The 26,292-nt window shown below is 60.5% G+C and carries 38 protein-coding genes; all 38 read left to right on the forward strand.

Going from position 1 to position 26,292, the window contains the following annotated elements; genetic code table 11:
* The first annotated feature begins 216 nt into the window (after positions 1 to 216).
* The 38 genes from RDW26_RS05175 (at position 217) to RDW26_RS05360 (ending at position 26,290) form a co-directional block, all read left to right on the forward strand.
* Positions 217 to 591, forward strand: coding sequence for a hypothetical protein (locus RDW26_RS05175; protein ID WP_307982779.1), 375 nt, complete (start codon positions 217 to 219; stop codon positions 589 to 591).
* Complete coding sequence (locus tag RDW26_RS05180) at positions 591 to 935, forward strand: hypothetical protein (RefSeq protein WP_294363171.1); 345 nt, start codon at positions 591 to 593, stop codon at positions 933 to 935. The genes RDW26_RS05175 and RDW26_RS05180 overlap by 1 nt, the downstream gene beginning before the upstream one ends.
* Before the next feature lie 10 nt (positions 936 to 945).
* Complete coding sequence (locus RDW26_RS05185; RefSeq protein WP_288579463.1) at positions 946 to 1,230, forward strand: hypothetical protein; 285 nt, start codon at positions 946 to 948, stop codon at positions 1,228 to 1,230.
* Positions 1,231 to 1,290: 60 nt separating this feature from the next.
* On the forward strand, positions 1,291 to 3,537 hold the full coding sequence (locus tag RDW26_RS05190; protein WP_307982780.1) for a DNA methyltransferase: 2,247 nt from the start codon (positions 1,291 to 1,293) through the stop codon (positions 3,535 to 3,537).
* Entirely contained in the window at positions 3,521 to 4,582 is a 1,062-nt protein-coding gene (gene dnaN / locus RDW26_RS05195; protein ID WP_307982781.1) for a DNA polymerase III subunit beta, read from the forward strand. Before RDW26_RS05190 ends, dnaN begins: the two co-directional genes overlap by 17 nt.
* Complete coding sequence (locus RDW26_RS05200; protein WP_307982782.1) at positions 4,579 to 4,755, forward strand: hypothetical protein; 177 nt, start codon at positions 4,579 to 4,581, stop codon at positions 4,753 to 4,755. The genes dnaN and RDW26_RS05200 overlap by 4 nt, the downstream gene beginning before the upstream one ends.
* The gene (locus RDW26_RS05205) at positions 4,730 to 4,999 is read left to right on the forward strand and encodes a hypothetical protein (protein WP_288579471.1); all 270 of its coding nucleotides are present in this window, start codon (positions 4,730 to 4,732) and stop codon (positions 4,997 to 4,999) included. Before RDW26_RS05200 ends, RDW26_RS05205 begins: the two co-directional genes overlap by 26 nt.
* Positions 4,996 to 5,157: a hypothetical protein gene (locus RDW26_RS05210; protein WP_307982783.1), complete on the forward strand. Its 162-nt coding sequence runs from the start codon at positions 4,996 to 4,998 to the stop codon at positions 5,155 to 5,157. Before RDW26_RS05205 ends, RDW26_RS05210 begins: the two co-directional genes overlap by 4 nt.
* The gene (locus RDW26_RS05215) at positions 5,154 to 5,432 is read left to right on the forward strand and encodes a hypothetical protein (RefSeq protein WP_307982784.1); all 279 of its coding nucleotides are present in this window, start codon (positions 5,154 to 5,156) and stop codon (positions 5,430 to 5,432) included. Before RDW26_RS05210 ends, RDW26_RS05215 begins: the two co-directional genes overlap by 4 nt.
* Positions 5,432 to 5,785, forward strand: a complete 354-nt coding sequence (locus RDW26_RS05220; RefSeq protein ID WP_307982785.1) for a hypothetical protein — start codon at positions 5,432 to 5,434, stop codon at positions 5,783 to 5,785. Before RDW26_RS05215 ends, RDW26_RS05220 begins: the two co-directional genes overlap by 1 nt.
* Before the next feature lie 16 nt (positions 5,786 to 5,801).
* Positions 5,802 to 6,005, forward strand: a complete 204-nt coding sequence (locus RDW26_RS05225; RefSeq protein ID WP_307982786.1) for a hypothetical protein — start codon at positions 5,802 to 5,804, stop codon at positions 6,003 to 6,005.
* Positions 6,006 to 6,052: 47 nt separating this feature from the next.
* Entirely contained in the window at positions 6,053 to 6,481 is a 429-nt protein-coding gene (locus RDW26_RS05230; protein ID WP_307982787.1) for a Lar family restriction alleviation protein, read from the forward strand.
* Positions 6,478 to 6,681, forward strand: a complete 204-nt coding sequence (locus tag RDW26_RS05235) for a hypothetical protein (RefSeq protein WP_307982788.1) — start codon at positions 6,478 to 6,480, stop codon at positions 6,679 to 6,681. The genes RDW26_RS05230 and RDW26_RS05235 overlap by 4 nt, the downstream gene beginning before the upstream one ends.
* Before the next feature lie 10 nt (positions 6,682 to 6,691).
* Positions 6,692 to 7,072, forward strand: coding sequence for a hypothetical protein (locus RDW26_RS05240; RefSeq protein WP_307982789.1), 381 nt, complete (start codon positions 6,692 to 6,694; stop codon positions 7,070 to 7,072).
* Positions 7,065 to 7,394, forward strand: a complete 330-nt coding sequence (locus RDW26_RS05245) for a hypothetical protein (protein WP_307982790.1) — start codon at positions 7,065 to 7,067, stop codon at positions 7,392 to 7,394. The genes RDW26_RS05240 and RDW26_RS05245 overlap by 8 nt, the downstream gene beginning before the upstream one ends.
* A gap of 736 nt (positions 7,395 to 8,130) precedes the next feature.
* Positions 8,131 to 8,370: a hypothetical protein gene (locus RDW26_RS05250; RefSeq protein ID WP_307982791.1), complete on the forward strand. Its 240-nt coding sequence runs from the start codon at positions 8,131 to 8,133 to the stop codon at positions 8,368 to 8,370.
* 345 nt (positions 8,371 to 8,715) lie between these two features.
* Positions 8,716 to 9,150, forward strand: coding sequence for a hypothetical protein (locus RDW26_RS05255; protein WP_307982792.1), 435 nt, complete (start codon positions 8,716 to 8,718; stop codon positions 9,148 to 9,150).
* Positions 9,151 to 9,397: 247 nt separating this feature from the next.
* Positions 9,398 to 9,577, forward strand: coding sequence for a hypothetical protein (locus tag RDW26_RS05260; RefSeq protein ID WP_288577784.1), 180 nt, complete (start codon positions 9,398 to 9,400; stop codon positions 9,575 to 9,577).
* 66 nt (positions 9,578 to 9,643) lie between these two features.
* A complete protein-coding gene (locus RDW26_RS05265) occupies positions 9,644 to 9,796 on the forward strand; it encodes a hypothetical protein (protein WP_307979983.1) in 153 nt (50 codons plus the stop codon).
* 118 nt (positions 9,797 to 9,914) lie between these two features.
* The gene (locus RDW26_RS05270) at positions 9,915 to 10,289 is read left to right on the forward strand and encodes a hypothetical protein (RefSeq protein WP_307982793.1); all 375 of its coding nucleotides are present in this window, start codon (positions 9,915 to 9,917) and stop codon (positions 10,287 to 10,289) included.
* A 150-nt stretch (positions 10,290 to 10,439) separates the two neighbouring features.
* Complete coding sequence (locus RDW26_RS05275; RefSeq protein WP_307982794.1) at positions 10,440 to 10,898, forward strand: hypothetical protein; 459 nt, start codon at positions 10,440 to 10,442, stop codon at positions 10,896 to 10,898.
* Complete coding sequence (locus RDW26_RS05280; protein WP_307979979.1) at positions 10,879 to 12,552, forward strand: terminase TerL endonuclease subunit; 1,674 nt, start codon at positions 10,879 to 10,881, stop codon at positions 12,550 to 12,552. The genes RDW26_RS05275 and RDW26_RS05280 overlap by 20 nt, the downstream gene beginning before the upstream one ends.
* Before the next feature lie 16 nt (positions 12,553 to 12,568).
* Entirely contained in the window at positions 12,569 to 13,735 is a 1,167-nt protein-coding gene (locus RDW26_RS05285; RefSeq protein WP_307979978.1) for a phage portal protein, read from the forward strand.
* Entirely contained in the window at positions 13,732 to 14,571 is an 840-nt protein-coding gene (locus tag RDW26_RS05290) for a head maturation protease, ClpP-related (protein WP_307982795.1), read from the forward strand. Before RDW26_RS05285 ends, RDW26_RS05290 begins: the two co-directional genes overlap by 4 nt.
* Before the next feature lie 20 nt (positions 14,572 to 14,591).
* Entirely contained in the window at positions 14,592 to 15,812 is a 1,221-nt protein-coding gene (locus tag RDW26_RS05295; RefSeq protein ID WP_307982796.1) for a phage major capsid protein, read from the forward strand.
* Between the two features lie 15 nt (positions 15,813 to 15,827).
* Positions 15,828 to 16,139: a hypothetical protein gene (locus RDW26_RS05300; RefSeq protein WP_307982797.1), complete on the forward strand. Its 312-nt coding sequence runs from the start codon at positions 15,828 to 15,830 to the stop codon at positions 16,137 to 16,139.
* Positions 16,105 to 16,461, forward strand: coding sequence for a hypothetical protein (locus tag RDW26_RS05305; RefSeq protein WP_307982798.1), 357 nt, complete (start codon positions 16,105 to 16,107; stop codon positions 16,459 to 16,461). Before RDW26_RS05300 ends, RDW26_RS05305 begins: the two co-directional genes overlap by 35 nt.
* Positions 16,448 to 16,804, forward strand: a complete 357-nt coding sequence (locus RDW26_RS05310; protein ID WP_307982799.1) for a hypothetical protein — start codon at positions 16,448 to 16,450, stop codon at positions 16,802 to 16,804. The genes RDW26_RS05305 and RDW26_RS05310 overlap by 14 nt, the downstream gene beginning before the upstream one ends.
* Positions 16,801 to 17,208, forward strand: a complete 408-nt coding sequence (locus RDW26_RS05315) for a hypothetical protein (RefSeq protein WP_307982800.1) — start codon at positions 16,801 to 16,803, stop codon at positions 17,206 to 17,208. The genes RDW26_RS05310 and RDW26_RS05315 overlap by 4 nt, the downstream gene beginning before the upstream one ends.
* A gap of 1 nt (position 17,209) precedes the next feature.
* On the forward strand, positions 17,210 to 17,776 hold the full coding sequence (locus RDW26_RS05320) for a hypothetical protein (RefSeq protein WP_288577772.1): 567 nt from the start codon (positions 17,210 to 17,212) through the stop codon (positions 17,774 to 17,776).
* Positions 17,776 to 17,940 carry a hypothetical protein gene (locus RDW26_RS05325; protein WP_307979965.1) on the forward strand — a complete coding sequence of 55 codons (165 nt, stop codon included), beginning with the start codon at positions 17,776 to 17,778 and terminating at the stop codon, positions 17,938 to 17,940. Before RDW26_RS05320 ends, RDW26_RS05325 begins: the two co-directional genes overlap by 1 nt.
* 45 nt (positions 17,941 to 17,985) lie before the next feature.
* The gene (locus tag RDW26_RS05330) at positions 17,986 to 18,363 is read left to right on the forward strand and encodes a hypothetical protein (RefSeq protein ID WP_307979963.1); all 378 of its coding nucleotides are present in this window, start codon (positions 17,986 to 17,988) and stop codon (positions 18,361 to 18,363) included.
* Positions 18,364 to 18,584: 221 nt separating this feature from the next.
* A complete protein-coding gene (locus RDW26_RS05335; RefSeq protein ID WP_307982801.1) occupies positions 18,585 to 21,461 on the forward strand; it encodes a phage tail tape measure protein in 2,877 nt (958 codons plus the stop codon).
* The gene (locus RDW26_RS05340) at positions 21,458 to 22,090 is read left to right on the forward strand and encodes a hypothetical protein (RefSeq protein WP_307982802.1); all 633 of its coding nucleotides are present in this window, start codon (positions 21,458 to 21,460) and stop codon (positions 22,088 to 22,090) included. Before RDW26_RS05335 ends, RDW26_RS05340 begins: the two co-directional genes overlap by 4 nt.
* Position 22,091: 1 nt before the next feature.
* Complete coding sequence (locus RDW26_RS05345) at positions 22,092 to 24,701, forward strand: phage tail spike protein (RefSeq protein WP_307982803.1); 2,610 nt, start codon at positions 22,092 to 22,094, stop codon at positions 24,699 to 24,701.
* A 9-nt stretch (positions 24,702 to 24,710) separates the two neighbouring features.
* A complete protein-coding gene (locus RDW26_RS05350; RefSeq protein WP_307982804.1) occupies positions 24,711 to 24,914 on the forward strand; it encodes a hypothetical protein in 204 nt (67 codons plus the stop codon).
* On the forward strand, positions 24,907 to 25,299 hold the full coding sequence (locus RDW26_RS05355; RefSeq protein ID WP_307982805.1) for a hypothetical protein: 393 nt from the start codon (positions 24,907 to 24,909) through the stop codon (positions 25,297 to 25,299). The genes RDW26_RS05350 and RDW26_RS05355 overlap by 8 nt, the downstream gene beginning before the upstream one ends.
* Positions 25,286 to 26,290, forward strand: coding sequence for a hypothetical protein (locus tag RDW26_RS05360; RefSeq protein WP_307979952.1), 1,005 nt, complete (start codon positions 25,286 to 25,288; stop codon positions 26,288 to 26,290). The genes RDW26_RS05355 and RDW26_RS05360 overlap by 14 nt, the downstream gene beginning before the upstream one ends.
* Positions 26,291 to 26,292 lie beyond the last annotated feature (2 nt).

Consider the following 26,292-nt stretch of genomic DNA (forward strand, 5'->3'; position numbering starts at 1 on the left):
AAACAAAACAAAAGGTAGTAGTGCTCTAAAAAGCACTACTACCTTGCCCGCAACAGGCGGCGCGGCAGCGGCTGGAGCCGCGCCCGCCGTTGCGGCGAAAAACCCGGTTTGCCCTCTGTGCGAATCGAAGCTGTACCGGAACAAGCAGACGGCGAAATGGGAATGCCCGACGTGCTACGACACGTTCACCGACGAGCAGATAGGCGGTGGAAAACGGTGACCGAGTACATGAGCCGATACAACCGGCACAACATGGCGGGGCCTTCCCTCAAGCCTGGATGGTGCGCCGTCTGCGGCAGACCGCACCCCGAGGGGCATCACGTCGTCCCGCGCTCCCTGGGCGGGGCGGACGGCCTCGTGATCCATCTGTGCGGCTTCGGGAACAACCTGAGGGATGCCGACGGGCGGCTTTTGCACCATGGGGCCGTCGAGAGCCACAGGCTCTGGTTCTGGTTCAACGACGGCAGGGATTCCGATATCGCCCCGGCGCTCCCGCAGCACTCGCGGGGCCGATGGTGCTACCTGCTGGCGGACGAGCCTATAGGCGAGATGGACGCGCTCTCGCGCAACGGCTGGAAGGCGGTCTGGTGATGTGCGACCGATACGGCGGCGCGCTTGCCTGGGACAGGCACTGCGCCGAACGGGAAGCCGCCTACGAGGCGATGCGCAGGAGCGCCACGTGCGCCGATTGCGTCCACGGCCACGTGTTCAACGGCGGGGTCGGCGATGCCATGAGGGCGTTCGACTCGATGATGGCGAGCCTGATTGTGCGCCCGGCATGCGGGGTTCCCAGGGCGAAGCCGATCATCGAGAACGCCCGCCAGGCAATCGCCGACGCCTGCGATGTGTGGGTGTGCGACGCGGACGGAACGGAGGAAATCGAGCGAGGGGCAACGCCGAGCGATTCGGGTTGCGATTGGTTCGAACCGAGATAGGAGATTTGAGATGAAAGTGCATGAGCTGATGAGCGAACTCGCGCAGTGCGTCGCCGGATGCGATGTGATGCTGTGCGTCGGGGCGGAGATGTACGAGGTGGATTACGCGACGTGCTGCAACCACGACGGCGCATGCTGCTTCGTGTCCGCGAAGCCCAAGCCGCAAAGCGCGAGCGACCTCATGACCGTGACCGTGGACAAGGCGCAGCTGCTCGAGGTGGCCGAGGAGCTGGGCGGCGGGGACATCTCCGTGCATGCGTTCGTCGGGCAGGAGGGCGAGCATGGGCGTGGTTAGCGTGGCGTGCGGGCTTGCCGCGTTCGCGATATTCCTCGGGCTTGCGGCGGTGTTGCTGTCATGAGCGCGCGGGGATATCGGGAGTTCCTCCGGGCGAAGCGCGAGAGCGTCGCGCCCGAGGGGTTCGAAGCTCGCGACGTCAACGAGATGCTGTTCGAGTGGCAGCGCGACATAGTGCGATGGGCGTGCAGGCGCGGAAAGGCCGCCATCTTCGCGGATTGCGGCCTTGGCAAGACCGCCATGCAGCTCGAATGGGCGCGCCAATGCGTCGAGCACACGGGCGCTCGGGCGCTGGTCATCGCCCCGCTGACCGTCGGCATGCAGACCGTCGGGGAGGCCGAGAAGTTCGGCATGAGCGCGAGGTTCGTGCGAGACGGCTCGCAGGCGGGGGAATCGGGCATCTACGTGACGAACTACGAGATGGCTTCCCACTTCGACTTCATGGACTTCGCGGCCGTGGTCCTGGACGAATCGAGCATCATCAAGGCCCACGACTCCAAGACCCGCACGGCGCTGACCGAGCAGCTGAGCATGGTCCCCTATGTTCTGTGCTGCACCGCCACGCCCGCCCCGAACGACCAGATGGAACTCGGCACGCACGCCGAAATCGTGGGCGCCATGAAGCGCGAGGAGATGCTGGCCATGTTCTTCACCCACGACGGCGGGGACACGTCGAAATGGCGGCTCAAGAACCATGCGGCTGCGGACTTCTACCGATGGATGGCCACATGGGCCGTCATGATCTCCAGCCCCGGCGATATCGGATACCCCGATGACGGATACGAGCTTCCCGCGCTAGACATCGTGACGCACACGGGCGATTCGGGATACGTCCCCGACGGCGTGCTGTTCGCCCTGCCCGAGGAGGGGTTGGCCGGCCAGCGCCGCGCCCGCAAGGCCGGGCTTGATTGGAAGGTGGAGAACCTCGCGGCCATGGTCAACGCATCGGACGAGCAATGGTGCGTATGGTGCGATTACAACGACGAATCGGCGGCTCTGGCAGGGGCCATCCCTGACGCGGTCGAGGTGCGTGGCAGCGATTCCGCCGAGAGCAAGGCGGACGCCATGACCGGGTTCGCCAAAGGCCGCTACCGCGTCATCGTGAGCAAGCCGAGCATCTGCGGGTTCGGAATGAACTGGCAGCAGTGCCACCTGATGGCGTTCTGCGGCCTGTCCTACAGCTACGAGCAGTTCTATCAGGCCGTGCGCCGCTGCTGGCGCTTCGGCCAGGGAAAGCCCGTCGAGGCCCATGTGTTCACCACCGTCCAGGAATCGTCGTCGGTGGACGCGATAAAGCGAAAAGAGGAGCAGATGCAGGAGACGAAGCGCGGCATGATCGCCGCGATGGCGGAAGAGACCGAGCGGCAGATTGCAGGCGCCGCCGAGGCGGACGTGCCCGATGCGGCCTACGCGGACGCCGAGGGCAAATGCTGGCAGATGCTTCTGGGCGATAGCGTGGAGCGCCTGGAGGAATTCCCCGATGACCTGTTCGGGCTGGCCGTGTTCAGCCCGCCGTTCGCCAGCCTCTACACCTACAGCGACAGCGAGCACGACATGGGCAACTGCAAGGACGATGCCGAGTTCTGGGAGCAGTTCGATTTCCTGATTGATGGGCTGTACCGCACGCTCATGCCCGGTCGGAGCTGCTGCATCCACTGCATGAACCTGCCGAAATCAAAGCAGCGCGATGGGATCATCGGCCTGAAGGATTTCCGCGGGGACGTCATCCGGGCGTTCGAACGCGCAGGGTTTGTCTACCACTCCGAGGTGACCATCTGGAAGAACCCGGTCACGGCCATGCAGCGCACCAAGGCTCTGGGATTGCTGCACAAGACTATCCGCAAGGATTCGTCCATGAGCCGCCAGGGCGTGCCGGATTACGTCGTGGTCATGCGCAAGCCCGGTGACAACCCCGAACCCATCAGCCACACGTCCGAGGAGTTTCCCGTTTCCCAGTGGCAGGAATGGGCATCGCCGGTGTGGATGGACATCGACCAATCCAACACGCTCAACGGCCGCAACGCCAAAGACGCGGACGATGAGCGCCACATCTGCCCGTTGCAGCTCGACGTCATCGAGCGATGCGTGGGGCTGTGGAGCAACCCGGGGGATGTGATTCTGTCCCCTTTCGGCGGCATCGGCTCGGAGGGCTACCAGTCCATCCTCATGGGGCGCGAGTACGTGGGCATCGAGCTGAAGCCCTCGTATTTCCGAGAAGCCGTCAAAAACCTGCGCGAAGCGGAGCGCAGGCGCGATGAGGTATCGATTTTCGACATGATGGAGGACGCAGATGAACATAACGATTAGCAAAGACGCGCTGGAGCAGGCGATTTCCGCTCCCGCTAAGCTGGCGCGCGCGGCGAAGGTGGACTATCTCTCGTGCATCCTGCTCGATGCGCGAGGGGACGGACTCGACGCGGCCGCGACCGACATGAACGAGTCCGTCAGGTGCTTCGCCATGGCGTTGGTCGAGGAAGAGGGATGCGCCCTGGTGCCCGCGCTCGCGCTTTCCGGCGTCGTGAAGACGCTTCCCGATAAGGCGGTCACCCTGAGGGACGGAGGGCGCGGAATCATCGTCGAGTGCGGCAAGACGGCGTTCGACCTGCCCGCTCTGGACCCGGGCAACTTCCCCGGCTTCCCCGACGTCGAGGGCGATTCGCTCGTGCTGGACTTCGCGACACTCGCGGCCATGGTGTCCGCGTGCAAGCCGTTCGCCGCGAAGAAGGACGAGGCCCGCAAGGTGTTCACGTGCGCGCGCATCGCATCGGACGGTGCCACGCTGACCATGGAATGCACGGACTCTTTCCGCGTGGGCCGGGCGTGGATGGACATCGACGGCTCGCCGTTCGAATGCTGCGCGCCCGTCGCATTCCTCGACGGCGTGCTGTCCGTCAAATGCGGCGGCAACGTGGTGCTGACGGCATCGGCGGGACAGATAAAGGCCAAGACCGATGCAGGCGTGTGGACCACGCGCACGGTGGAGGGCAAGTTCCCGAACGTCAAGCAGCTTTTCGACGGCGAGCGCATCGCGTCCGCCGCCTTCGACCTCGCATACCTTCGCAGCGCGGTCAAACGCGCCCAGGCCATCGGCAAGGGATACGTGCGGATGCAGATAGGCCCCGAATGCCTGCTCTCCCGCAACGACGAGACGGGCGCGTACGAGGAGGAGCTGGAGGCGATCGATTACGACGGAGAGTGCCATGTGGGCATGCAGGCCCAGTACCTGGCAGACGCGCTCGGAGCGGCTCCCGCCGACGAGGTGCGCATAGAGCTCATCAGCCCCGTCAAGCCCATCTACGTGACCGCAGACGGCTTCCAGGCGTGCATCATGCCCGTAAGGATGGACCGATGAGCGCGGTATACGTGGTCACCTGCGACGATGGGCCGGTGGCCGTGTTCGAGGAGCGATATGAGGCCGATTTGCTCGCGATGCGCAACTGGGACGCGAGCATGATGAGCGAGGTTTACGAAGTCGAGTACAAGGCATCGGAGGTGAGTCATGGCGCGCCGCAAGGTCAAGCATAACGACACCGTGCCGCGTGAAATCGCCGAGCTGCAGGTGGCGGCGTACCGTCACGCCTTCCAGGAGGCGGTGCGCCGCGCCAACGAGGCGATTAAGCAGCGCGACTATTACCGCAGATGCGCGATCGAGACGAAGTGCGAGCAGCTTTCCTCCGCGGGCAAGTGCCCCGGCGATATCTGCCCGCTCGCGTTCGACATGCACTGCGGGAAATGCCACGAGGCCGAGAAGAAGGCGAGGTACCTATGAGCATGAAACAGAACTCGAATCCGCCTGTGCTGCACGAATCCCGACATGAGGGCGCGTGCAAGCGGTGCGGCTCGTACGTGACCGCCACGGCATGGCGCAAAGGCGTGCCGCCCAGGGCCGCATATTGCCCGGTTTGCGGCGAGAGGATGGGCAAATGAGCGCGCCGAAGATAGCGCCCGAAGATTGGCTCGATTGGGCGGACGACAAGGCCGATGAGTTCGAGAGGCGCGGACAATGCGGCTCGTATTCGGCCGCGATGACGGCCAAGGGCTATCGCGAGCTGCGTCAGCTCATCGAAGACGGCATGGCGTGGAGGGCTAGGGGCAACCGGCGCGAGGTCGACCGCGAAGCGTTGCTCGGGTTGGCCGACGCCATGGGCGATGGCGTCTTCGCGGAATGGGCGGATGCGATTCGGAAGGCGGTGCATGCGTGATGGACGCTTCGAAGGTCCTGGCCGTCGCCGATGAAATCGAGGCGGCGGAAACCGAGGCCATGCGGGATTTCGCGCCCAGGGACGGCGTGGACCCCATCGGCGCCGCCTATGCGGCGGGAATGGTGGATGCGATCGATGGCGGATGGGCGATGCAGCTGCGCGCCGCTTGCGGCCCCGATGCCGCCAGCGACGCAAGCGCAGACCCGCGCGACGTGGCCCACATGCTCGACATGGCGGCGTTCGAAATCACGAAAACGAGCATCGCGGTAAGCGACATGCTGAGCGATTTGGCATGGTCGGTGAAAGGCGGTGACCGTGATTTGAGCGGGTTCAAGGAAAGGTGGCTGAAGTGAGCCGCCCGGCGCGCCGATGAAGAGCGAGTTTCCCGGGCAGCTCAGCCTGTTCGCCGACCCCGAGCCGGAGAGCTGCCCGCACGAGATGGGGCGTTACCGCACCAAGACCGAGTGCGGATTGGCCGGAAGGCCCATATGGACGAACTGCCGCGAGGCCGGGCACTGCGTGCTCGGCGGCGGCGTGGAGCTTCCTGCCGATGAGGAGGATGACGAAGGATGATTGCCCCGATTCAGATGGCCGTTCTGGCCGAACGTTAGGAGGATGGAATGGAGCTGAAGCCATGCCCGTTTTGCGGCGGCGAACCCCGGCTGATTCGTTTCGGCTCGTGGCGAATCGCCGAATGCCGGCATTGCGGTATCAGGACCTCGGCCATGTCGGAAGACCCGGCGAGGGATTGGAACCGCAGGATGGCCGACGTCGTGAGCGTGAAAGACGGCGATTTGCCGAAAACGGAGCCGATGCCGCAGATTCCGCGCATCAGGTACACCCACGCGAGCGGATGCGTGCACGAGGGATGGTACGCGTTCCACGAGCGCAGGCAGGTGTCCCCGATGAACGACGGATTGAGGCCCGGAGACTGCATGCATTGCATCGTGTCCGACAAGGAGGCCGATTGGAACCTGCCCCGAGATGTCCGGGTGCAGGCAATCGACCCGGACGGCGGAACGGTGGAGGTCTTGAGGAGGCTTCGATGATTATCAAGCAAGATGAGAGGTTTCAATACGCGGCTGACGCGCAACTCGATATCTGGTGCGCCGAGGATGCCGGAGAGCACGAGGACGAATCCGCGAAGCTGCTCCGCCGCCTGGTCGAACGGCTGGCCGATGATTACGGCCTGAGCAAAGCGACGGTCTCTGCTCTTGTCGCTCGCCGGGCCTTGGAAGATTACGAGTAGGGGGCTTGCCATGAGCGACATGTACGCATGTGATCTATGCGGCAAACCAACGCCGAACTTCAAGCCGTGGACATGCGGCCCCATCGCCGGGAAGCTCGGGCGTTCGTGGTGCGACGACTGCGAGAAGCGGTTCGAACGCGAACACGCATGGGAAAACGAGCAGTGGCACAAGGATGAGATCACGTGCCCCTGGTGCGGATATGTAGACACAGACAGCTGGGAGTTCGAGGGCGAATACGATGATGCGTACGAATGCCCGAGTTGCGGGAAGCCGTTCATTCTCGAGCGAATCATCGATATCACGTACACGAGCAAGCGCAGGGTCGACGATATGCCGGAGGGGTGGTGCGGCGATGAGCCGATTAGGGACGAGGAGGATGCAGATGAGTAAAGACGTATTCGTCCTCTTTCCGACTATGGGCAAAACCAGAGAGCAAAACAAGGAGATGCTTTCAGCCGTCAACGAAAGGCTTTTCAGGGACGGCTACCTGCCGACGCACAACGTCAACGGGATGGTCGACACCATCACCGAGCATAAGCTGGCGCTGTTGGAGATTAAGTCCGCTTTGCTGTATCGGATCTCCAGGGACCTCGATTCCCCGAGCAGATGCGGCAGGCTGTACCTTTGCGGCGAATGGCGTGACGACGAGGAATGCACCACGGTGCAGAGCATTGCGGTGCGCAACGGAATCGAGGTTATTTATGAGCGTTAGCGACGAGGAGTGCCGAGAGGTTGCGGCAAGGCTGCGCGATCTCGACGAGCATATTGACGGGGTGCCGCCCATGTGCTCACCGCAAGTGCACAATGCTATGGCGCTCAGCGCAATCCGCGCGGTCGTCGGCAATGGAGACATATTCCATTTGCTGGCCGACCTCATCGATAGGCCGACTGCGAAGCAAGAGCATAACGGTGCTTACTGGCGATGCGCGCATTGTGGCGCCTTTACGCGCAAAGACGCGGTGGTCAAGGATGGTCTCGGTGTGGTCCCGCTGCGGTGCTGCGGCAACTGCGGAAGGGAGTGGGAGTAGTGATTAGCGACCAGGAGCGCCGAGAGGTTGCGGCAAGGCTGGCAAGAGAAGCCCAGGCGTGGAGTGGCACGTTCCCAGATGCAGTCTGCGACCTAGGTGACGTATCGGCGGTGATGCAAGACCTATGTGTATTCGTCGGGCTTCGCGGAAAGGTGACGTGCGGATATATCTTTCTGCGTTTCGCCGAACTCATCGACAGGCCGATGACGCATATTGACGTTAACAAGCATGGACGCGCGTGCTGTGCCAACTGCGGCTGCGACCATATGTGCCTTGCTGACGACAACGCGCACTATTGCCCCCAATGCGGCGCGGAGGTGGTCAACGATGATTAGCGGGAGCGAATGCCGAGAGATCGCAGAAAGGCTGAGGCGGTTTCATCGGCAAGACGGCGAATCGCAGCTGGATTTCATCGCACATATGGTTTACGACAAGAAGCGGCTGAACGTGGCCGACTACAGCAACCTGCCGTCGCGTTTGGCCGACCTCATCGACAGGCCGACGTGCCGAAACGTCTACGACTGGCACGAGATGGGAGCCTGCGACAACGGCTTCGAATGCAGCGAGTGCGGCAACCGCGTCGAGGATTACGAGGGCTACCGCATCAAGGGGACGTTCAATTGCTGCCCGAAGTGCGGGCGAGAGGTTGTGCGCGAATGAGCGCCGCAGGATGGTTCATCGCCGGGTGCTTCTTCGGCGGAATTGCCGTATCGCTCGCGTTCTTCGCATGGGCGTGCGCCGCCGCAGGAGCGTGCGAAGACGAACGCAATGAAGGGAGGTAGCCATATGGGAGCGACGGTATATAGCAGCTGGTATCGCGCAACGTGCCAAAACGGGAGCTCTGTGGTGATTGACCTGTCGCGCATAGAGGCGGTTCATCTCGAAACGCGATCCGTGGAGATGTTCAGCGGGAGGTGCTGGCATCTTTCCGATCCGGATTTTACTCGGCTGTACAAGCTTCTCACCGGCTGCGAGCCGGAAGCGAAGGAAAGCGAAGGTGACTGATTGACCGATTACAACGAATCCGAGGTTCGCCGCTACCTGCAATCCTATCAGCGCGCGACGCGCAACATCGAGAGCCTCATCGCCGAGAAGGAGCGCATCGAATCCCAGGTGTACTCCATCACGGCATCGACCGGCGGCGAAGGCGGCGGCGGAAACTCGGCCGTCGGAGACAAGATGGCCGAAGGCGTGGCCAGGCTGTGCGACATATCGGAGCGCATACCGGAGGAGATAGCCGAATGGGAGCGCGCCAGGGCGGAGGTCCGAAGGGTCATCAACCGAGTGGGCCAGGCGAACGACATCTGGGGCCAATGTCTCCATTACCGATACATAGACGGCAAAGGGGCGGTGAACACCGCTCACGACATGGGATACTCCGAGAGCAACGAGCGTTACATCCACCGAAACGCGCTCAGGTGCGCATGGCGGTTCATGTAGCCGATTCGGTAACTTAATCGCATTTAATCGGGGGTAAGCTGTTATCTTGTACACGTCGAGAAAGCGACAAGAGCGGTCGGTGCAAACTCGTGGGACGCTCGAGTAGCGGGTTCGACATAGACAGCAATGCGTAAGCAGCAGGAAAGCCGTCGGCGCCGTCAGTGGCACCGGCGGCTTTCCTGTTCCATGCCGTCATCCCAAAGGCGCGTATATAGTATACTAATCGCAGCCGAGAGGGGGTGATTCTATGGCAACGGCGGCTCAGACGAAAGCCACGGTGAAGTACATCAAGAACCATATGCGAACGTTCGTTTGCAGGTGCAACAACGAGACGGACAAGGACGTCATCGAGTACCTGGAGAACTGCGGCAACGTGAACGCCGAGATCAAGCGGCTGATTCGGAAAGAAATCCAAAAACCTATGTAGTTTACTATATACTTGCTGATGGCTATATAGTATAATATAGACACCGGCAAGGGAAAGGCCCGAGCCATGGACGAAAGGCAAGAAGAGATGAACAACCAAGAGTTCGAAACCTTCAAGAGGATGCTGGTGCTGCACCTCGAAGAGCTGAAGGGCCTGGAGGGAGACGCGGAAGCCTGGAAGCGAAAGCTCGACACCATCATCGAGACGCTGAAGGATTAAACGAACAAGGCCGGGGAGAAATCCCCGGCCCCGCAAACAAGCAAGCACATAGTACCACGGGAAGCCCTGCGAAAGCGGGGCTTTTCTTATGCCCTGAAACGAGGTGAGCTAAACGCACGTGCCGACTGACAGGCCGCTCGCGTCATGGATACGCGAGCTGGAGAGCCAAGGGAAGCTGTACGCGTTCTACAAGACGCCGGAATGGCGCGCCCTCAAGGCGCAGGTTATGCGCGATCACGGCAACGAGTGCGAGGCGTGCGCCGCCAAGGGCAAGTACACGCGAGCCGACACGGTGCATCACGAGAAGGAGGTGCGCAAGTTCCCGGGGCTGGCGCTCACCCGATGGGTGCAAGGCCCCGACGGCACGCGGCGAGAGGTGCTGCACCCTCTGTGCAACCGATGCCACAACGAAGCGCACGACAGATGCAACGGAGAGCGTCGGAGCGCGAAGAAAAACAGACGGAAAGACGTGACGGCCGAACGGTGGGACTGAGCATGCGGCACGGTGCGAGGAGAAGCCGAAAGCGGCATACCCCCCGCCCCCCATAGCCCCCTTTTAAGGGAGGGGAAGGCAACGGGGGTGGAAACCCGACAGGCTGACTTTTTCTCCGTTTTTGGGAAAAATCGATAGGAGGTGGGGCCGTTGGCAGGACGTCATAAGCAGCCCGTTGATGTGATCGTGGCGCGCGGGAAATCGCATCTGACGCGAGCCGAGAAGGAGCGCCGCAAAGCCGAGGAAGCGACCATACCGCCGCACCTTCGCGCGGTGCAGGCCCCCGAGTACCTCAGCGAGTGGCCCGATTTGGTCGATGCGTTCTACCGCTACGCCGAGATGCTCCGCGACATCATGCCTGAGCAGTTCGGCCAGCCGGATGCCGATTTGCTCGCTCGGTATCTGGTATCAGAACGTTTGTTTGAATCGTTTACGAGTAAGTTGGTGAAGCTAGATGATGTTGACGGTATCAAAAGCCTGCAGGTTGCCCAGGATAAGGCGTTCAAGCAGGCTCATACGAGCGCGTCCGCCCTAGGTCTTACGGTAACATCGCGCTGCAGGCTTGTCGTCCCTTCCGGCGGTGAAGACGATGACGAGAGCGAATTCTAGCCGCGCCGTCAAGCGCAAGCGCATCACCTGCCCCGAGATAAGCGAATACATGCGCATGGTCGAGACCGGAAAGGTCCCGGCATGCAAGGAGCAGCATCAGCTGATGGCCTATCTGCGCAATGTGTTCGCCAACGAGCGGCTCATAATCGACTACGAGCGCATCGAAGGGTACCGATCGTACGAGAAATACTTCCCGTTCGACCTGTTTCCGTGGGAGTGGTTCGCCTTCACGCTGTTCATGTGCGTCTTCAAGGCGGACGGCACTCCTCGATGGTCGCAGGAGCTTGTCTACATGGGGCGCGGCGGCGGCAAGAACGGGTATGACTCGTTCGTTGCTTTCTGCGCGCTCACCAAGGTCAACGGCATCCGGGATTACGACGTCGACATATGCGCAAACTCGGAGGAGCAAGCCAAGACGTCGTTCACAGACGTGTGGAACATCCTGGAGAACACCGGCAAGCGCGCGAAGTTCCAGAAGGGCTTCAAGTGGAACCTCGAGCACATCACATGCCGCTCGACGAACTCGACTCTCAAGTACCGAACAGATAACCCGAAGTCGAAGGACGGCCTGCGTTCAGGCATGGTCATCTTCGACGAGGTGCATGCCTATCAAGACTGGCGAAACATCAAGGTCTTCACGACCGGCCTGGGCAAGAAGCCGCATCCGCGCCGCCTCTACACCACCACGGACGGCGATGTTCGCGACGGCGTGCTCGACAATCTGCTCGAAAAGGCTCGGCGCATCCTGGCGGGCGAGATGCCGGACAACGGCTTCTTGCCGCTTATCTGGAAGCTGGACGCCGCCGAAGAGGTGCACGACAAGGCCATGTGGCCCAAAGCATGCCCTTCTTTGCCGTACCTTCCCGTGCTCATGCAGCAAATCGAGGAGGAATACGCCGATTTCCTGGTAAATCCGGCCGGAAACGCCGACTTCATGACGAAGCGAATGAATCTGCCGTCCGGAAACCCTGATTACCAGGTGACCGACTACGAGAACCTGAGAACCGCAAGCCGCGCGCTTCCCGATCTTCGCGGCATGCCGTGCGTGTTCGGCATCGACTTCGCGAAGACGCAAGACTTCGTGGCGGCGGCGCTTTTGTTCCGCCGAAACGGAGAGTACATGGCGATGCATCATTCGTGGGTATGCAAACGGTCAAACGACCTGCCGCGCATCCGCGCCCCGCTCGACGAGTGGGAGCAGATGGGGATTCTGGAGTACGTGGACGATGTGGAGATACATCCATCGCTTGTGTGCGATTGGATTTACGAGCAGATGGCCGATTACGACGTGCTGGGCGGAGCAATCGACTTTTACCGTCACACCACGTTCATGAGGGCGCTTGGCGAAATCGGGTTTTCCGCCAAGGAGAAGACCGTGAAGCTGGCGCGTCCGTCCGATTTGATGCAGGTGCAGCCCGTCATCAACTCGGCGTTTCTCAACGGCACCATAGCCTGGGGCGAAGACCCCATGATGCGCTGGTACACCAACAACGTGAAGCTGGTCGCATCGGCTCACGGCAACTACAGCTACGAGAAAATCGAGCCAAAATCCAGGAAAACGGACGGGTTCATGGCGCTTGCCGCCGCCTTCACGGTGGCCGACCAGCTGCCCGAAACCTCCGAGATAGAGTTCATGGCACCCCTGACGTTCTAAGAAAGGAGGTGATGCCGTGGGACTGTTAGAGTTTTTGAGCCTGCGCGTGAAAACGCCGGAGATGAAGCCCGCCGCAGGCGGCGGGGGAGTGGTTTCGGCGGATGTTGCCGCTGCCGCCTACTTCAAGCTGTGCGCGTTGGAAACGGCGATATCGTACAAGGCGAACGCCATAGCCATGTGCACCATACGCGTGTACGAGCACGGCAAAGAGGCCCGAAACGAGCTATGGTACCGGCTCAACTACGACCCTAACCCAAACCAATCGGCCAGCCAGTTTTGGAACTATTTCATGGAGCGGCTTTGCCGCACCGGCGAGGCGCTCGTGGTTCCCATCAGGGGGCGATTCTACGTTGCAGACGGGTTCACGCAGCAGGAACGACAGCTGGGAAACAACCTTTTCACGAACATATCCGTCGAAAGATACAGCTACGGCAAGCAGTTCTCGGCAAACAACTGCATGTACTTCAAGCTGAACGACCGCAACATATCCAGCTACGTCGAACAGACGCTCGACCAGTACGCTCAGATGATGGGCCAGGCGATGACGGCGTACCGCAACACGTGCGGCCAGAAGTACAAGGTATCCATCGACCGCGCGCCGACCGGCACCAGGGCCGATGAGGGCGATTTGCAGGAAATGCTCAAAGCCAACCTGAAAACGTTCATCGGCAACGCAAACAGCGTGTACATGGAGACGAAGGGCCAGCGCCTGGAGCCTGTGAAGATCGAGAACAAGACGGAACCCGCAGACATCACTGAGCTTCGCAAGGAGATTTACGATGCGTGCGCCGTGGCGTTCAAAATCCCGAAGTCCATCATGTACGGCGATATGACCAACATGGGCGATCTGGTGAACACCATGCTCACGTTCTCTGTAGACCCCGAGGCGCAGATGCTCTCCGATGAGATGACGCGCAAGAACTATTCGCTCTCCGAGGTGTGCCAGGGGAGCCGCGTCAAGGTCGACACGTCCACCATCAAGCACATAGATATCTTCGACGCCGCGCCTGCCGTCATGAACCTGGTATCGAGCGGCGTTCTAACCATCGACGATGTGCTTGAGGCCCTGGGCCGCGAACGCGTCAACGATGAGACGACGTCCTCCCGGATGATGACCAAGAATCTGGGCGCTATAGAGGACGTGCTAAGGCAATTGCAGCAGCAAGGAGGTGATAACAAATGACGATGAAGAAGTATTTTCAGCTGGTGCAGGACGGCGATATCGCCGACCTGGACATCTACGGCGATATCGCCGAGAAGTGGTGGGCCGATGACGGGCGCACCGATTCGCGCAGCCTGTCCAAGCAGCTTGAGGAGCTTGGCGAAGTTAGTCAAATCAACGTGCACATCAACAGCTACGGCGGCGAGGTGGCCGAAGGTTTGGCGATTTACAACGCGTTGCGCCGCCACAGCGCCAAAATCCGCACCACGTGCGATGGATTCGCTTGCTCCATCGCTTCGGTGGTGTTCATGGCAGGTGACGAGCGCGCGATGTCGGATGCGTCCCTGCTGATGATCCATAACGCATGGACATCCGCGTACGGCGCGAACGCCGCCGATTTGCGCAAGCTGGCCGACGATATGGACACCATCACGCAGGCCAGCAAAAACGCCTACATGAGCCGCGTTTCCATCGATGAAGAGAAGCTGTCAGAGCTGATGGACGCCGAAAGCTGGATTTTGCCGGCCGATGCGGTCGAAATGGGATTCGCCACGGAAATCGAGGATTTCGGCAGTGCGGATGCGCCTTCCCAGTGCGCCAGGGCGGCGCTCGTTGGCATGGTCCAAAACGAAATCGCCCCGGCGCGCGCTGCGCAGCAGGGCGAGCCGGTTGCGGCATCGGAGCCGGAACCAGAACCAGAGCCGGAGCCAGAGCCGGAACCTGGGCAGCAAGCAGGCCAGGAATCCGAGCCTGCGCCAGAGCCTAAACAGAACAGAGGCGCGTTCAAGCAGTCCGAGGGGCTGCTTAATTTCTTGCAGGTCGTAGCGAGACGCGAAGCGAAAACCGACCGCGAATAACGAACAGGAGAAAACGAATAATGAGCCTTTTGACCGCTAACAGCGCAGCGGCTAAGATGACCGCTGCCTTGAAGTCCGATGACGAGCAGGTGATGACCGAGGCATGGGAGGCTTTCCAAGAGGAGACCGCCGAATCCATCCGCGCCGATTACAAGCTGTTCCAGAAGACCCAGGACGATTCCGTTTTGGCGCAGCGCGGCTATCGCGTGCTGACCTCCGCCGAGCAGGCATGGTATAAAAACGTGTCCTCCGCACTCAAGTCCTCAACGACCAAGCAGGCGTTCATCGACATCCTCAAGCATGAGGACAAGGACGACCTGATGCCGGAGACCATCATCGACGATGTGCTCCGCTACCTCGTCGAGACGCGCCCGCTGCTGAGCAAGATTCGCTTTCAGAACGCTGGCTTCTCCACGAAATGGATTATCAACGACAACTCCGTACAGCGCGGCGGCTGGGGCGAAATCGATGCCAAGATTATCAGTGAAATCAAGGGCAGCTTGAAGGTCATCGACATCAAGCAGGCGAAGTATTCCGCGTTCTGCATTGTCCCTCTTGACATTTTGGACATGGGGCCGCAGTTCTTGGATGCCTTTGTCCGCGCGACCATGGCCGAAGCGTTGGGCCTTGGTCTTGAGGAAGCCATCGTCAAGGGCACCGGCATCAGCATGCCCGTCGGCATGATGAAGAATCCTAACGGCGCCTTCGAGCAGTCTACCGGCTACCCCGACAAGACCGCCGTCAAGGTCACCTCCTTCGCCCCCGCCGAGTACGGCCCCCTGGTTGCCAGGGTCGCGACCACCGAGAAGGGCAAGCAGCGCACCTTCAGCGAGGTCGTTTTGCTGTGCTGCATGAAGGATTACCTCACCAAGGTCATGCCCGCAACCACGGTGCTCTCCGCCAACGGCCAGGGTTACGTGAACAACCTGTTCCCGTTCCCAACGGAGCCGCTTGTTTGCAATGCGGTGCCGGAGGGCAAGGCCGTTTTGGGCATCGCCGAGGATTACACCCTGGCGGTGGGCGGCTCCCGCAACGGCAACATCGAGTTCGATGACTCCATCGGCTTCTTGGACGACACGCGCACGTTCAAGCTGGTCCAGCACGCCGCCGGTCGCGCCTATGACAACACCTCCTTCATCGTGCTCGACATTTCCGCGCTTGACCCGGCTTATATCACCGTCAAAAACGTAGATGCGGTGGCAACGCAGGCCGACGGCGGCGAGCAGCTGCCCGTGGCGTAGGGGATGTGAGCGGGTATGGGCCTGGCCGAGCAGGTAAGGCGAAAGCTGCGCATCACGTACAGCGACCCGGACACCGATGAGCGCGTCGATGACATCATGGAGCAGGCCGATGCGGACTTGCGCGGCCTGCTCGGCATAGACGACGACGGCTTCAGCTTCGAGCAGCCGGGCACGGAGCAGGTTCTGTTTCTCGCCTACTGCTTTTACGAATGGAACGATGCGCTGGACGATTTCGGAGCGAACTACGCAACGAAGATAGCCCAGTGCCGAGATAGATGGCTGGTGAAACAGTATGTTGAAGAAGAACAGGCCGCTTCCCAGCTATAGCGACGGCGTTGCGGCGTTCTACGCGGAAAAACAGCGCGCCTCGTCGTTTGCGGCGAAGGTGAACGCCGCCACCCTGGACGATCTCGAATTCCTGGTGAAGCTGTGCTATGCCGAATCGTCCGTGCGCGCGCAGGATTACGAGTTCGCCGAACAGGTGGGCTTCAGCGTGTCCGCGAAGCTGCGCACGCATCTGCACCCTGACGTGAAGCCGGGGTGCAAGGCCGTCATAGGCCCCAACATCTACACGGTGCGCCATGTAGACACGTCCAAAACGGAGATGTTCATCTATCTGGAAGGGGGCGCTCCCTTTGGCAACGCTTGACGATATCCAGGCCGCGCTCGAGAGCATCGACGATGCCGTTTACTACGGCGTGGCATCCAAGGTCGAGGAAACAGACCCCTGGAACTACACGGTATTCTCTCGCGACAACACCAGCACCAAAGAGAACCTGACGGGCTATTCCGAGCGGTTTCTGGTGGCCGTCGTTCGCGAGAATTACGTGCCCGAGGGCATGTATCTAGACGTTATCGAGGCTATGGCGAAGATACCGGGCATGAAGCTAGACCGCTCGCGCGATATCGAGTATCTGTACACCGCCAAGCCCGGCACGCGCGACGTGGTGGAGATGATGAGCGTCTACTTCACGAAAGGCCGCAAATCATGAGTGGCAACGTGAGTCTGAGCGCGAGAGAGTTCGATAGGCTCATGGCAGCGGCTCAAGCCTATCCGGAAAACGCAGAGAAGGCCATCAACGACGTCCTGCACAAGCAGGCGGGGCCGCTTATCAGCCAGCGGATAAACCCGCTGATACACCCGTCAGGGCGCACGTTCAAAGGGCACCGCGCATCGGCGGTCGCGTCCGACTGGCCCCGTTACGACATCGACGAGAACCTGGCCGTGTCCGTGGGGACGAAAAGGCGCTGGCGCTACCTCTATTTCCCGGATGACGGCTCGAACACGAAAAACCATGCGGGAGGCCAGCACTTCTTCCTGCGCGGCGCGCAAGCCGCATCCCCCGAAATCGTGCAAAAGTGCATAGACGCAATGACAAGAGAATGGAGCGAATGATATGGCTGCAATCGAGCAGACCGTGTTCTCCGAGTACGAGGTGCGCGCGATGTACGCCACCGTAGGCTCGGACACGTGCGAGGTTAAGTGCATCGGCTCTCTGGAGGAATCCACCGATGTGATCACCACCAGCAAGAAATGCCGAGGTGTGGTCGTGAAGAAGCGCACGCGCGGGACGGGCAACGGCACCCTGAAGGTGTCGCTGCATATCCCGTGGAAGCTGTACATGACCCTCATGGGCATGGATTCCGATATGTTGGCCGATGGAGTGTACGGCTATGGCCGCAACTCAATCCACCCGGAATTCAGCTTGACCGCCGACGTATTCGATGAGGATGACGTCGAGAAGTTCAAGGCGTGGCCGAAGTGCGTCATGAACGCAGGCCCGGCAAACAAGGTCGAGAACGGCTCCGAAGAGGTTGCCGAGGTCGAAGCCGAAATCGCGTTCGCGCCCGATGACAACGGCTTCGGCCACTACGAAGCACTGTCGGCCGGCCTTGCCGAGAACATCAAGAGCAAATGGCTGACCTCGTTCACGCCGGATTTGGTCAAGAAGGTGATGGCGTGATGGCGGCCGAGAAGTTCAAGGTCGAGGTTCTCTGCTCGTTCATCGACAAGTACAGCAAGCGCACGAAGCATGCGGGCGAGATCATCGAAATCACGCGCAAACGCATCGACGAAATCATGGCCGTCGACCCTTCGCTTATCCGAGAGGTCGAGCCGCAGCAGTAGCAAAAGCGGGGCTTCCGGCCCCGCTTTCCATTTGAAAGGAACGATATGCCGAACAACAACGCCCAGCTGGGCGCATCTTCTGAAATCGAGATGGCCAACGGTACCACCGTGCCGCTCCTTATCACCTGGGGCCTGCTTCTTCGCATGAGCGCATTGGACAAGGACCTGTACAAGCGATTCAGCAAGCTGGTCACCACCGGCTTCGCGAAAGACGTCCTGAGCGCGGTAACCATCGTGTATTGCGGCTACCTGTGCGCATATGTGTCGGAGAACGGCGGCACGGACGGGAGCCTGACGGAGGACGAGTTCACAGCAAACCTGCCCAACGACATCAACGTCATCACCAATGCGGCCATGGAGCTGATCGCCCCAAAAGCAGCCAAGGCTTTCAAAGAGCGTTCGAAAGCCGAGCAAGACAGCTAAGGGGCGGCAAACGCGGCGGCGCCCGCAAGACCCGCGCCCCGGACTTCCCGATAGAGGACGCCGCCGATGCCTACACGCTCTACGTTCTGATTCTCGGCATCAGCGAGCAGGTGTTTTTGAACGCGAGCTTGCCGTTCCTGGCATCCGTTGTCGCGAACAAGCAGGCGTACGACGAATGGGATAACGCCGTCTGCGAGTCAATCAGGGAGGAGGTCAGATGATTGGCTAAATCGAAGAACGAGGTCGAAATCAGGTTTTCGGCGAACACCGATGAATTCAGGGCGGAGATGAAGTCGGCCAACGCGGCCATGACGCAGCTGCGCGGCGAGCTGAAGTTGAACGCCGCGCAGATGAAGAACACGGGCACGAGCATAGACGGGCTTACCGCGAAGCAGAAGATCCTGCAGCAGCAAGACGAAACGCTCAAGCAGAAGATAGCGGCAATAACCGCGCAGCTCGAGCGTTCCAATGCCGCCTTCGGCGAGAACTCCGCCGAATCCCAGCGGCTCACCAACCAGCTGAACGCCGCCCGCACGGCGCAGGAGAAGGTGCGCAGCCAGATAACGCAGACCAACCAGGCCATAGAGCAGCAGCGCGCCGCGCAGTCTCAGGCGCAGTCGGCGTATTCCCAGCTGACCCAGACCATAAGCCAGCAGCAGGCGAAGCTGACTGCGCTGCAGCGCGAATACGCCAGCGCGGTGATAGCGAAGGGGAAGGACTCGACCGAGGCCAAGCAGCTCGAAGGCAAGATTCGCTCGCTCAACACCGAGCTATCCCAGAACAAGGCGAAGATGAACGAGGCCGAAACCGCCGCGCGGAGCCTTGCCAGCGAAGAGCGAGACCTGGGAAACGCCGCCGAGAGGGCCGGTGACGGATTCACGGTCGCGAAGGGCATCATAAGCAACTTCGCGACCGATGCGCTCATGACGGGCGCGCAGAAGACCAAGGAGCTGGCGGGGGATATCGTCGAGCTTGGCAGCACGTTCGAATCGTCTCTGTCCAAGGTTGCCGCGCTTTCCGGCGCGTCGGCCGACCAGATGGCGCAACTCGAAGCGAAGGCTCGCGAGCTTGGCAGCAGCACGAACTTCACAGCGTCCCAAGTGGCGGATGCGTTCGGTTACATGGCCCTCGCCGGTTGGGATACGCAGCAGTCGCTTGACGGCATCGCGGGCGTTTTGACGCTCGCGCAGGCCGGCGAGATGGACCTGGCAGCGGCCTCCGACCTGCTGACCGACTACCTATCGGCGTTTGGCCTGCAAGCGAGCGATTCGGCCATGATGGCGGATGTGCTGGCATATGCCCAGGGCCACGCTAACACGAACACCGAGCAGTTAGGGCAGGCGTTCAAGAACTGCGCCGCCAACTGCAACGCGGCGGGAATGGACGTGCAGACAACTACGGCGTTTATCTCCGAGCTTTCCAACCAGGGCCTTAAAGGCTCCGAAGCCGGCACCGCGCTAACGGCGGTCATGCGCGACATGACCTCGCAGATGGAGGACGGCCAGATTGCCATCGGCGATACATCGGTGGCGGTCATGGACGCGAGCGGCAACTACCGCGACATGGTGGACATCGTGCAGGACATCGAATCCGCCACCGACGGCATGGGCGATGCCCAGAAGGCGAGCGCCCTGCAGTCGACGTTCACGGCCGACTCCATCAAGGGACTCAACCTCATCCTCAACGCCGGAGCGGGTTCTGTTGGCGATTTCCGCAACCAGCTATACGGGGCCAACGGCGCGGCCCAGGACATGGCGAGCACCATGACCGACAACCTCAACGGCGATTTGGCTACAATGCAATCGGCGTTCGAGGAAACGGGGCTGAAGGTTTACGACAAGTTTCAGGAGCCTTTACGTGGCGCCGTCCAGTTCGTGACCGGCACGGTCGTTCCCGGCATCACGTGGCTTATCGAGAACTTCGACCAGATAGCGCCGGTGCTCGGTGCGGCGGGCGCGGCCATCGCGGCGTTCGCGATCGTGGCTAACATCCAAAGCGTGGTGTCCGGCGTAACAGGGGCGGTCGGCGCGCTAGGCTCTGGGATTTCCTTCTTGTCATCGCCGATAGGCATCGCAGCATTGGCGATAGCCGCATTGGTTGCCATCTTGATTTACCTCTGGAACACGAACGAGCAGTTTCGCGAAGTGGTGACCAACGTATGGAACTTCGCGAGCGCGACCATAGGCCAGGCGGTCGAAGCGGCATCGCCTTACATCTCGATGCTGGTATCGTTCTTCCTCGATTATCTCTTGCCTGCGCTCGCATCCCTTGCCGAGGGATTCGGTATGGCGTTTGCAAGCATCGTCGAGGGGGCCATAGGATTCGCGGCTTCGCTCCTCCAGATTATCCAGGGAGGCATGGAGGTCGTGCAGGGCGTCATCGACTTGGTGATGGGCGCCATCATCGGCATCTTCACCGGCGATTGGTCTTTGGCCCAGCAGGGCACGCAGGAAATCCTAAACGGTCTATCTAATATCGTCATAGGCATATTGAACGGCATGTTTGCCGCCGTCGGCGGCGTGCTGAACGCCATCGCATCGACGTTCTCCGGCGTGTTCAATTCCGTGTTGTCCGTCGTCTCCGGCATATTCTCCGGGATTGCCGACGCGATCGGCGAGAAGATGGGCAACGCTCGCGACACGGTTTCAGGCGTAATCGATGCAATCAAGGGCTTTTTCAGCTTTCGCGTCTCGTGGCCGCACATCCCGTTGCCGCACATCACATACAGCCTGATTAACGTGCCCCTGCTTGGAGATATCCCCGACCCTCAGACTATCAGCGTCGAATGGTACGCGAAAGGCGCCGTGCTGAAGCGTCCAACCTTGTTCGGATTCAACGGCGGGCGCGCCATGGTTGGCGGTGAAGCGGGTCCGGAGGCGATAGCGCCGGTGTCCACGCTCGTCGACTATGTGCAGACGGCGGCGGAGCGCGCCCAGCTGCGCGGGACCGGCGCCATCGTTGACGCGATCGAGAGGCTGGCCAAACGGAAGACCGTGCTCAACCTCGATGGGCGCGCCATCGCCGAGGGCACGGCATCCGCCCGCGATAGCGTGGACGGGACGCGCCAGACGTTCGTAGACAGGGGGCTTGCTGTATGAGCGGATTCGAAATCGACGGCGTGCACACATGGCGCGATTTGGGGCTGTGCTGCGCGAGCCGCAGCATAAGTCCGCCCGTCAAGAAAACGGCAGTGAAGTCCGTTCCCTATATGGACGGCCAGCTCGATTTCTCGCAGTTGGGAGGGCGCGCGTACTTCGAGGCACGTACCCTCTCGTTCGCGTTCGACCTCATGGCCGACACGCCGCAGGATTTGGAGCGGCAGGTCACCGGCCTGCGCGAGTTCTGCGCATTTGCGTTCGACGTTGACATCTACGACGACGATGCGCCGTATTTCCACTATCACGGGTCGTTTTCGGAGATGGAGGAAAGCTCGGACGAATACGGGCTTTCCTCCGAGGTCACCGTTTCTTTCGTCGTCGACCCCTATAAGGTGTCGAACGACTGGTGCGAGCAGCCGGTGAATGCCGGCGTAAACACCGTTCGCAACGATGGAGCATGGGCGAGGCTCACGGTGGTCCCGTCCGGCACGGTAACCATACAGACAGGCTCGCTCAATCAGACGTTCTCGGGCGAGACGGTATCCGACATCCCTCTCGAGCACGGGGACAACCGGATAACGGTCACCGGCGGCTCGGCGGTGCTGAAGTGGCGCGAAAGGAGGTTGTGATGTGTATCTGATAACGGTTTACAACTCCGGGCATCCGACCGTCGTTCACGGCGATTACGCGCACGTGGCCGACTGCCAGATTGCCAAGGAGGTGAACGCCACCGATTCCATGACGTTCACGATCTACCCCGGGAACCCCGGATACGATGCGCTTGTGGAGTTCGCCACAATCATCGAGTGCATCGACGTCAGCACGGGTGATGCCGTGTTCCAGGGGCGCGTGCTTTCGGCAGGCGCGTCCATGGACCCGGACGGCGCTGCGTACAAAAGCGTCACATGCGAGGGGCTTCGCGGATACTTGAACGATTCCGTGCAGCCATACACCGAGGAAAAGACGTGGGCGGGCGATACGTCTCGCAACGGCCTGCAAGAATTCATCGACTATCTGCTGGCAAACCACAACGCACATGTGCCAAAGGAAAAGCGCATCTATCGCGGCAACGTCACCGTGCAGACGTTCAAGACGACGGAGAACGTCACCAAGGGAACGAACTTCGAGCGCACCTTCGACATCATCAAGGAAAAGCTGATAGACGTTTTCGGCGGCGAGTCCCAGGTGCGCTACGGCGATGACGGCAAGCTGTACTTCGATTACATGGAAAAGCTCGGCGATGAGCACTTCGAGCGCATCAGCATAGGCCGCAACATCGAATCGGCTCAGCGCGAGCTGAAGCCCGATCAGCTCATCACTCGTCTCTACCCGCGAGGTGCGAAGCTGACGAGAACCGAGACCGACGACAAAGGGACCGAGCGCGAGGTGGAGACCGAAGACCGCCTGGGCATCGAAATCGTGAACGCCGGCAAACCCTACATAGACGATGATGATGCGGTGAAGCTGTACGGCATCATCGAGGGCACCAACGAATGGGACGATGTGACCGAGCCTGCGAACCTCAAGGACAAAGGCGAGCGGTGGCTCAAGCAAAACAACCAGCTTCCGGTATCGACCACGATAACCGGATACGACTTATCGCTTCTGGGATATGATGCGCACCGTATCCGGATTCACGGATGGTACCCATGCTATAACCCGCTGATTGGGCTTGATGAGCGGCTTGAGGTCGTGAAGCAGACTATCAACGTAAGCGAACCGGCCGAGTCGACGTGGGAATTCGGCGAGACGAAGGCCACGCATTCGGCTATAGTCTCATCGCTTGGCGGACTTGCCGGCGCGCTTGAATATGTGCGCTCGCAGACCAAAACCAACGTGGCCAACATCGCATATTACGTGCGCTACACCGAGGCCGCCATCAAGGTTGCCGAGGATTCCATCACGTCCACGGTAAGCGAACGCCTCGATAACTTCGGCGGCGATAAGGGAATCACCATCGAGAGCAAGATTTCCGACATCGTGCAGACCGCCGAAAAAATCGAGGAGGCGGTTTACTACAAAGGGCCTGATGGCGTGAGCAAATCGCGCATCGAGCAGCTTTCCGATTCGCTGAAATCGACTATCGAGCAAGGTTATCCGTATACCGATGAAGACGGCAACGTTACCTATGTGACCACCGCCATATCCGACATCAAGCAGACCGCAGAGGGAATAACGCTTTCGGTCGAGCAGCTGGAGCAAGGGTACGGCACCTGCACCACGGCGGCTGCCACAGCTGCAAAGCTGGTGAGCATCGATGGCTTTAAGCGGTTGTACAAGGGCGCCACCGTCTGCGTTAAGTTCTCATACGCCAATACCGCAAGCTCCCCGACGCTTAACGTGAGCGACACCGGCGCGAAGTATATGCGCGTGAACGGCGCTCTTATGACCAAGGATTATTGGTGGGGCGCGGGCGATGTTGCAACGCTTGTGTGCGACGGCAGCTATTGGAACGTCTCAGACGCCGGAGCGAAATCGAAGATCAAGCAGCTTGCGAACAGCATCTCGCTCGAGGTTTCCGGCAAGCTGGGAGGCACCGCATCAATCGTGATGAGCGTCGACGGAGCCAAGCAGGAACAGACTATCGATATGAGCGGCGTTCGCGAGGCGTTCAAGAACGATACGAGCGCAATCACCATCAGCGCAGGTGCGGTGACGTTCAACAGCAATACGTTCGTCGTCAATTCAACTTACTTCAAGGTCACGAAGACCGGTGTGATAACGGCAACGAGCGGCACCATCGGCGGGTTCACCATCGTGCAAAGCAGCATCAGATACGGCAAGAGCAGCCTGATTGACAACACATACGGCGTCTATGTCGGCACGGACGGCATCAGCGTCGGAAGCGGAACGGCATACGCCGCGCTCGCGGGAGGCTATCTTCGCGGCGGAAACTCAAACGATATCACGGGGTACGTTGGATTCAACAACTATTGGACGGATACGGGCAAATACGGCGCCCGTCTCGCCGGGCGCGGGTGCCTCGCTCTCCTCACGGATGGCCCGTTTGGAATCGGCTCGTATTATTCGTATGGCAATAGCGCCACCATCACCGTCGGCCAAAGCAAGACGATTACGTTCGGCACCAGCCTGAGCATGAATTTCACGTTCAGCAAGCTGTACAACGTGCAATGCACCAATGGGCAATACTACCCGGAAATCGAGTACATCAGCGGCTATAACTGGAACCTTAATCGTTCCTCGGTAACGTTCACAAAAGGACTCATGACAACTGCATAAGGAGGTCAAATGCTTTACATCGCGCGAAAAGACGGCGTGCAGTTCTACGCGCAGCCGGATTCAATCGAGCGCCTGGCAAACGACGGATACGACATTCTGAGGCTCGTCGAAGAGCCGGTAGGAGACGTTTCGGCCGAGGCGCAGTCGGCGGTCGATGCCATCTGCGGTTCGTTCCAAGCCCCCGAGCCTGAGGCGGTGAAGCTCAATGGGTAAAGCGTTCAAGAACATCGAGATGGAGCAGATGATCTCGCAGCTCGAACCGCTCTTGGGCCGCAACGACCTGATTGGGTACGCGGCCGCGCGCAACACCCGCATCCTCATGGATGAGACGACCGAGTACCGCGACCTGCGCCATGATTTGGTCATGGAATACGGAACGCCCGAAAAGGGAGATGATGGAAACGAGACCGGCCGCTATGAGCTGCGATTCGATTCGCCGAACTGGCCGGCATACGAAAAAGAGATCACGGAATGGGCGATGCTCGAGCACGAGCCTGATGTCTATAAGATTCCCGCCAAGTCCGCTATCGGCCAGCTGACCGGGAAAGAAATGCTCGATTTGGAGTGGATGCTGGAGTTCGAAGATGAAGACGCATAACGTTACCGTTGCCGAGCGCGTCATCAACCATCCCCACAACGAGCGGGCAATCGCCCGAAACGTCAAGGCCGATACGCTCCATGCCGAGTTCGACGACGAGTGGAAAGGCGCGAATTCCTGGATTGCCGTTTTCTCTAACGGCGGCACGGTAAAGCGCATTTCCATGACCGTAACGAACGGCGCTGCCACGGTCACCATCCCATGGGAGTGCTTGGAGCGGCCTGGCGCGCTCTATGTATCGTTCGTCGGCTACCTTTCCGGCAATGCGCGCATCGTCACGCAGAAGATGGCGCGGCCTTTTCTGGTGGTTGAGAGCGGCGAGGTCGATGGCGGCGCCGCTGCAAACCCGTCCCCCGATGTCGTGATGGATGCCCTTGCGGCGGTAAACGAGTCCAAAGCTAGCGCAGCGGCGGCTGAAGCCTCCGCCAAGGCCTCCGCCGGAGCGGCCGACGAGTCTGCTGCTAGCGCAGCAGCTGCCAAAAGGTCCGCAGAATCCGCCGAGCAGTCGGCAAGCAGCTCCGCCGCCAGCGCGAAGCAATCCGCGAGCGATGCATCCAAAAGCGAAGGCGCGGCCAAAAAAGCCGAAGATTCCGCCGCTGCGGCAAAGGAAAGCGCAGAAGGTTGCGCGGTAAAGGCGGAGCAGGCCGTGAAGGACGCAAACGCCGCGAAAGAGACATCGGACGCCGCAAGCGAAAGGGCCAACCAGGCGGCTGCGAGTGCATCTGGCGCAGCATCCAGCGCAAACGCCGCCGCAAGCGCGGCGCTGCAAATCGCCAACAACGTGGCCCAAGGCGCTGCGGGTTCGTCCGATATGGCGAAGCAAAAGCAGCAGATAGCCGAACTGTACGGCGAGATAGCGAACATCACCGGTGGCTTTAGATATTCCGATGGGGTTATTTACTGCCCCTCCTCGAAGGTCAGCGCGTCAGGGAGCGCGCTCACGTTCGGGTCGACCTGCACGGCATCCGGTACCTCAATCACCCTCAAGTAGTA

This window comes from uncultured Senegalimassilia sp. (assembly GCF_902464545.1).
In the GTDB taxonomy this organism is placed as follows: Bacteria; Actinomycetota; Coriobacteriia; order Coriobacteriales; family Eggerthellaceae; genus Senegalimassilia.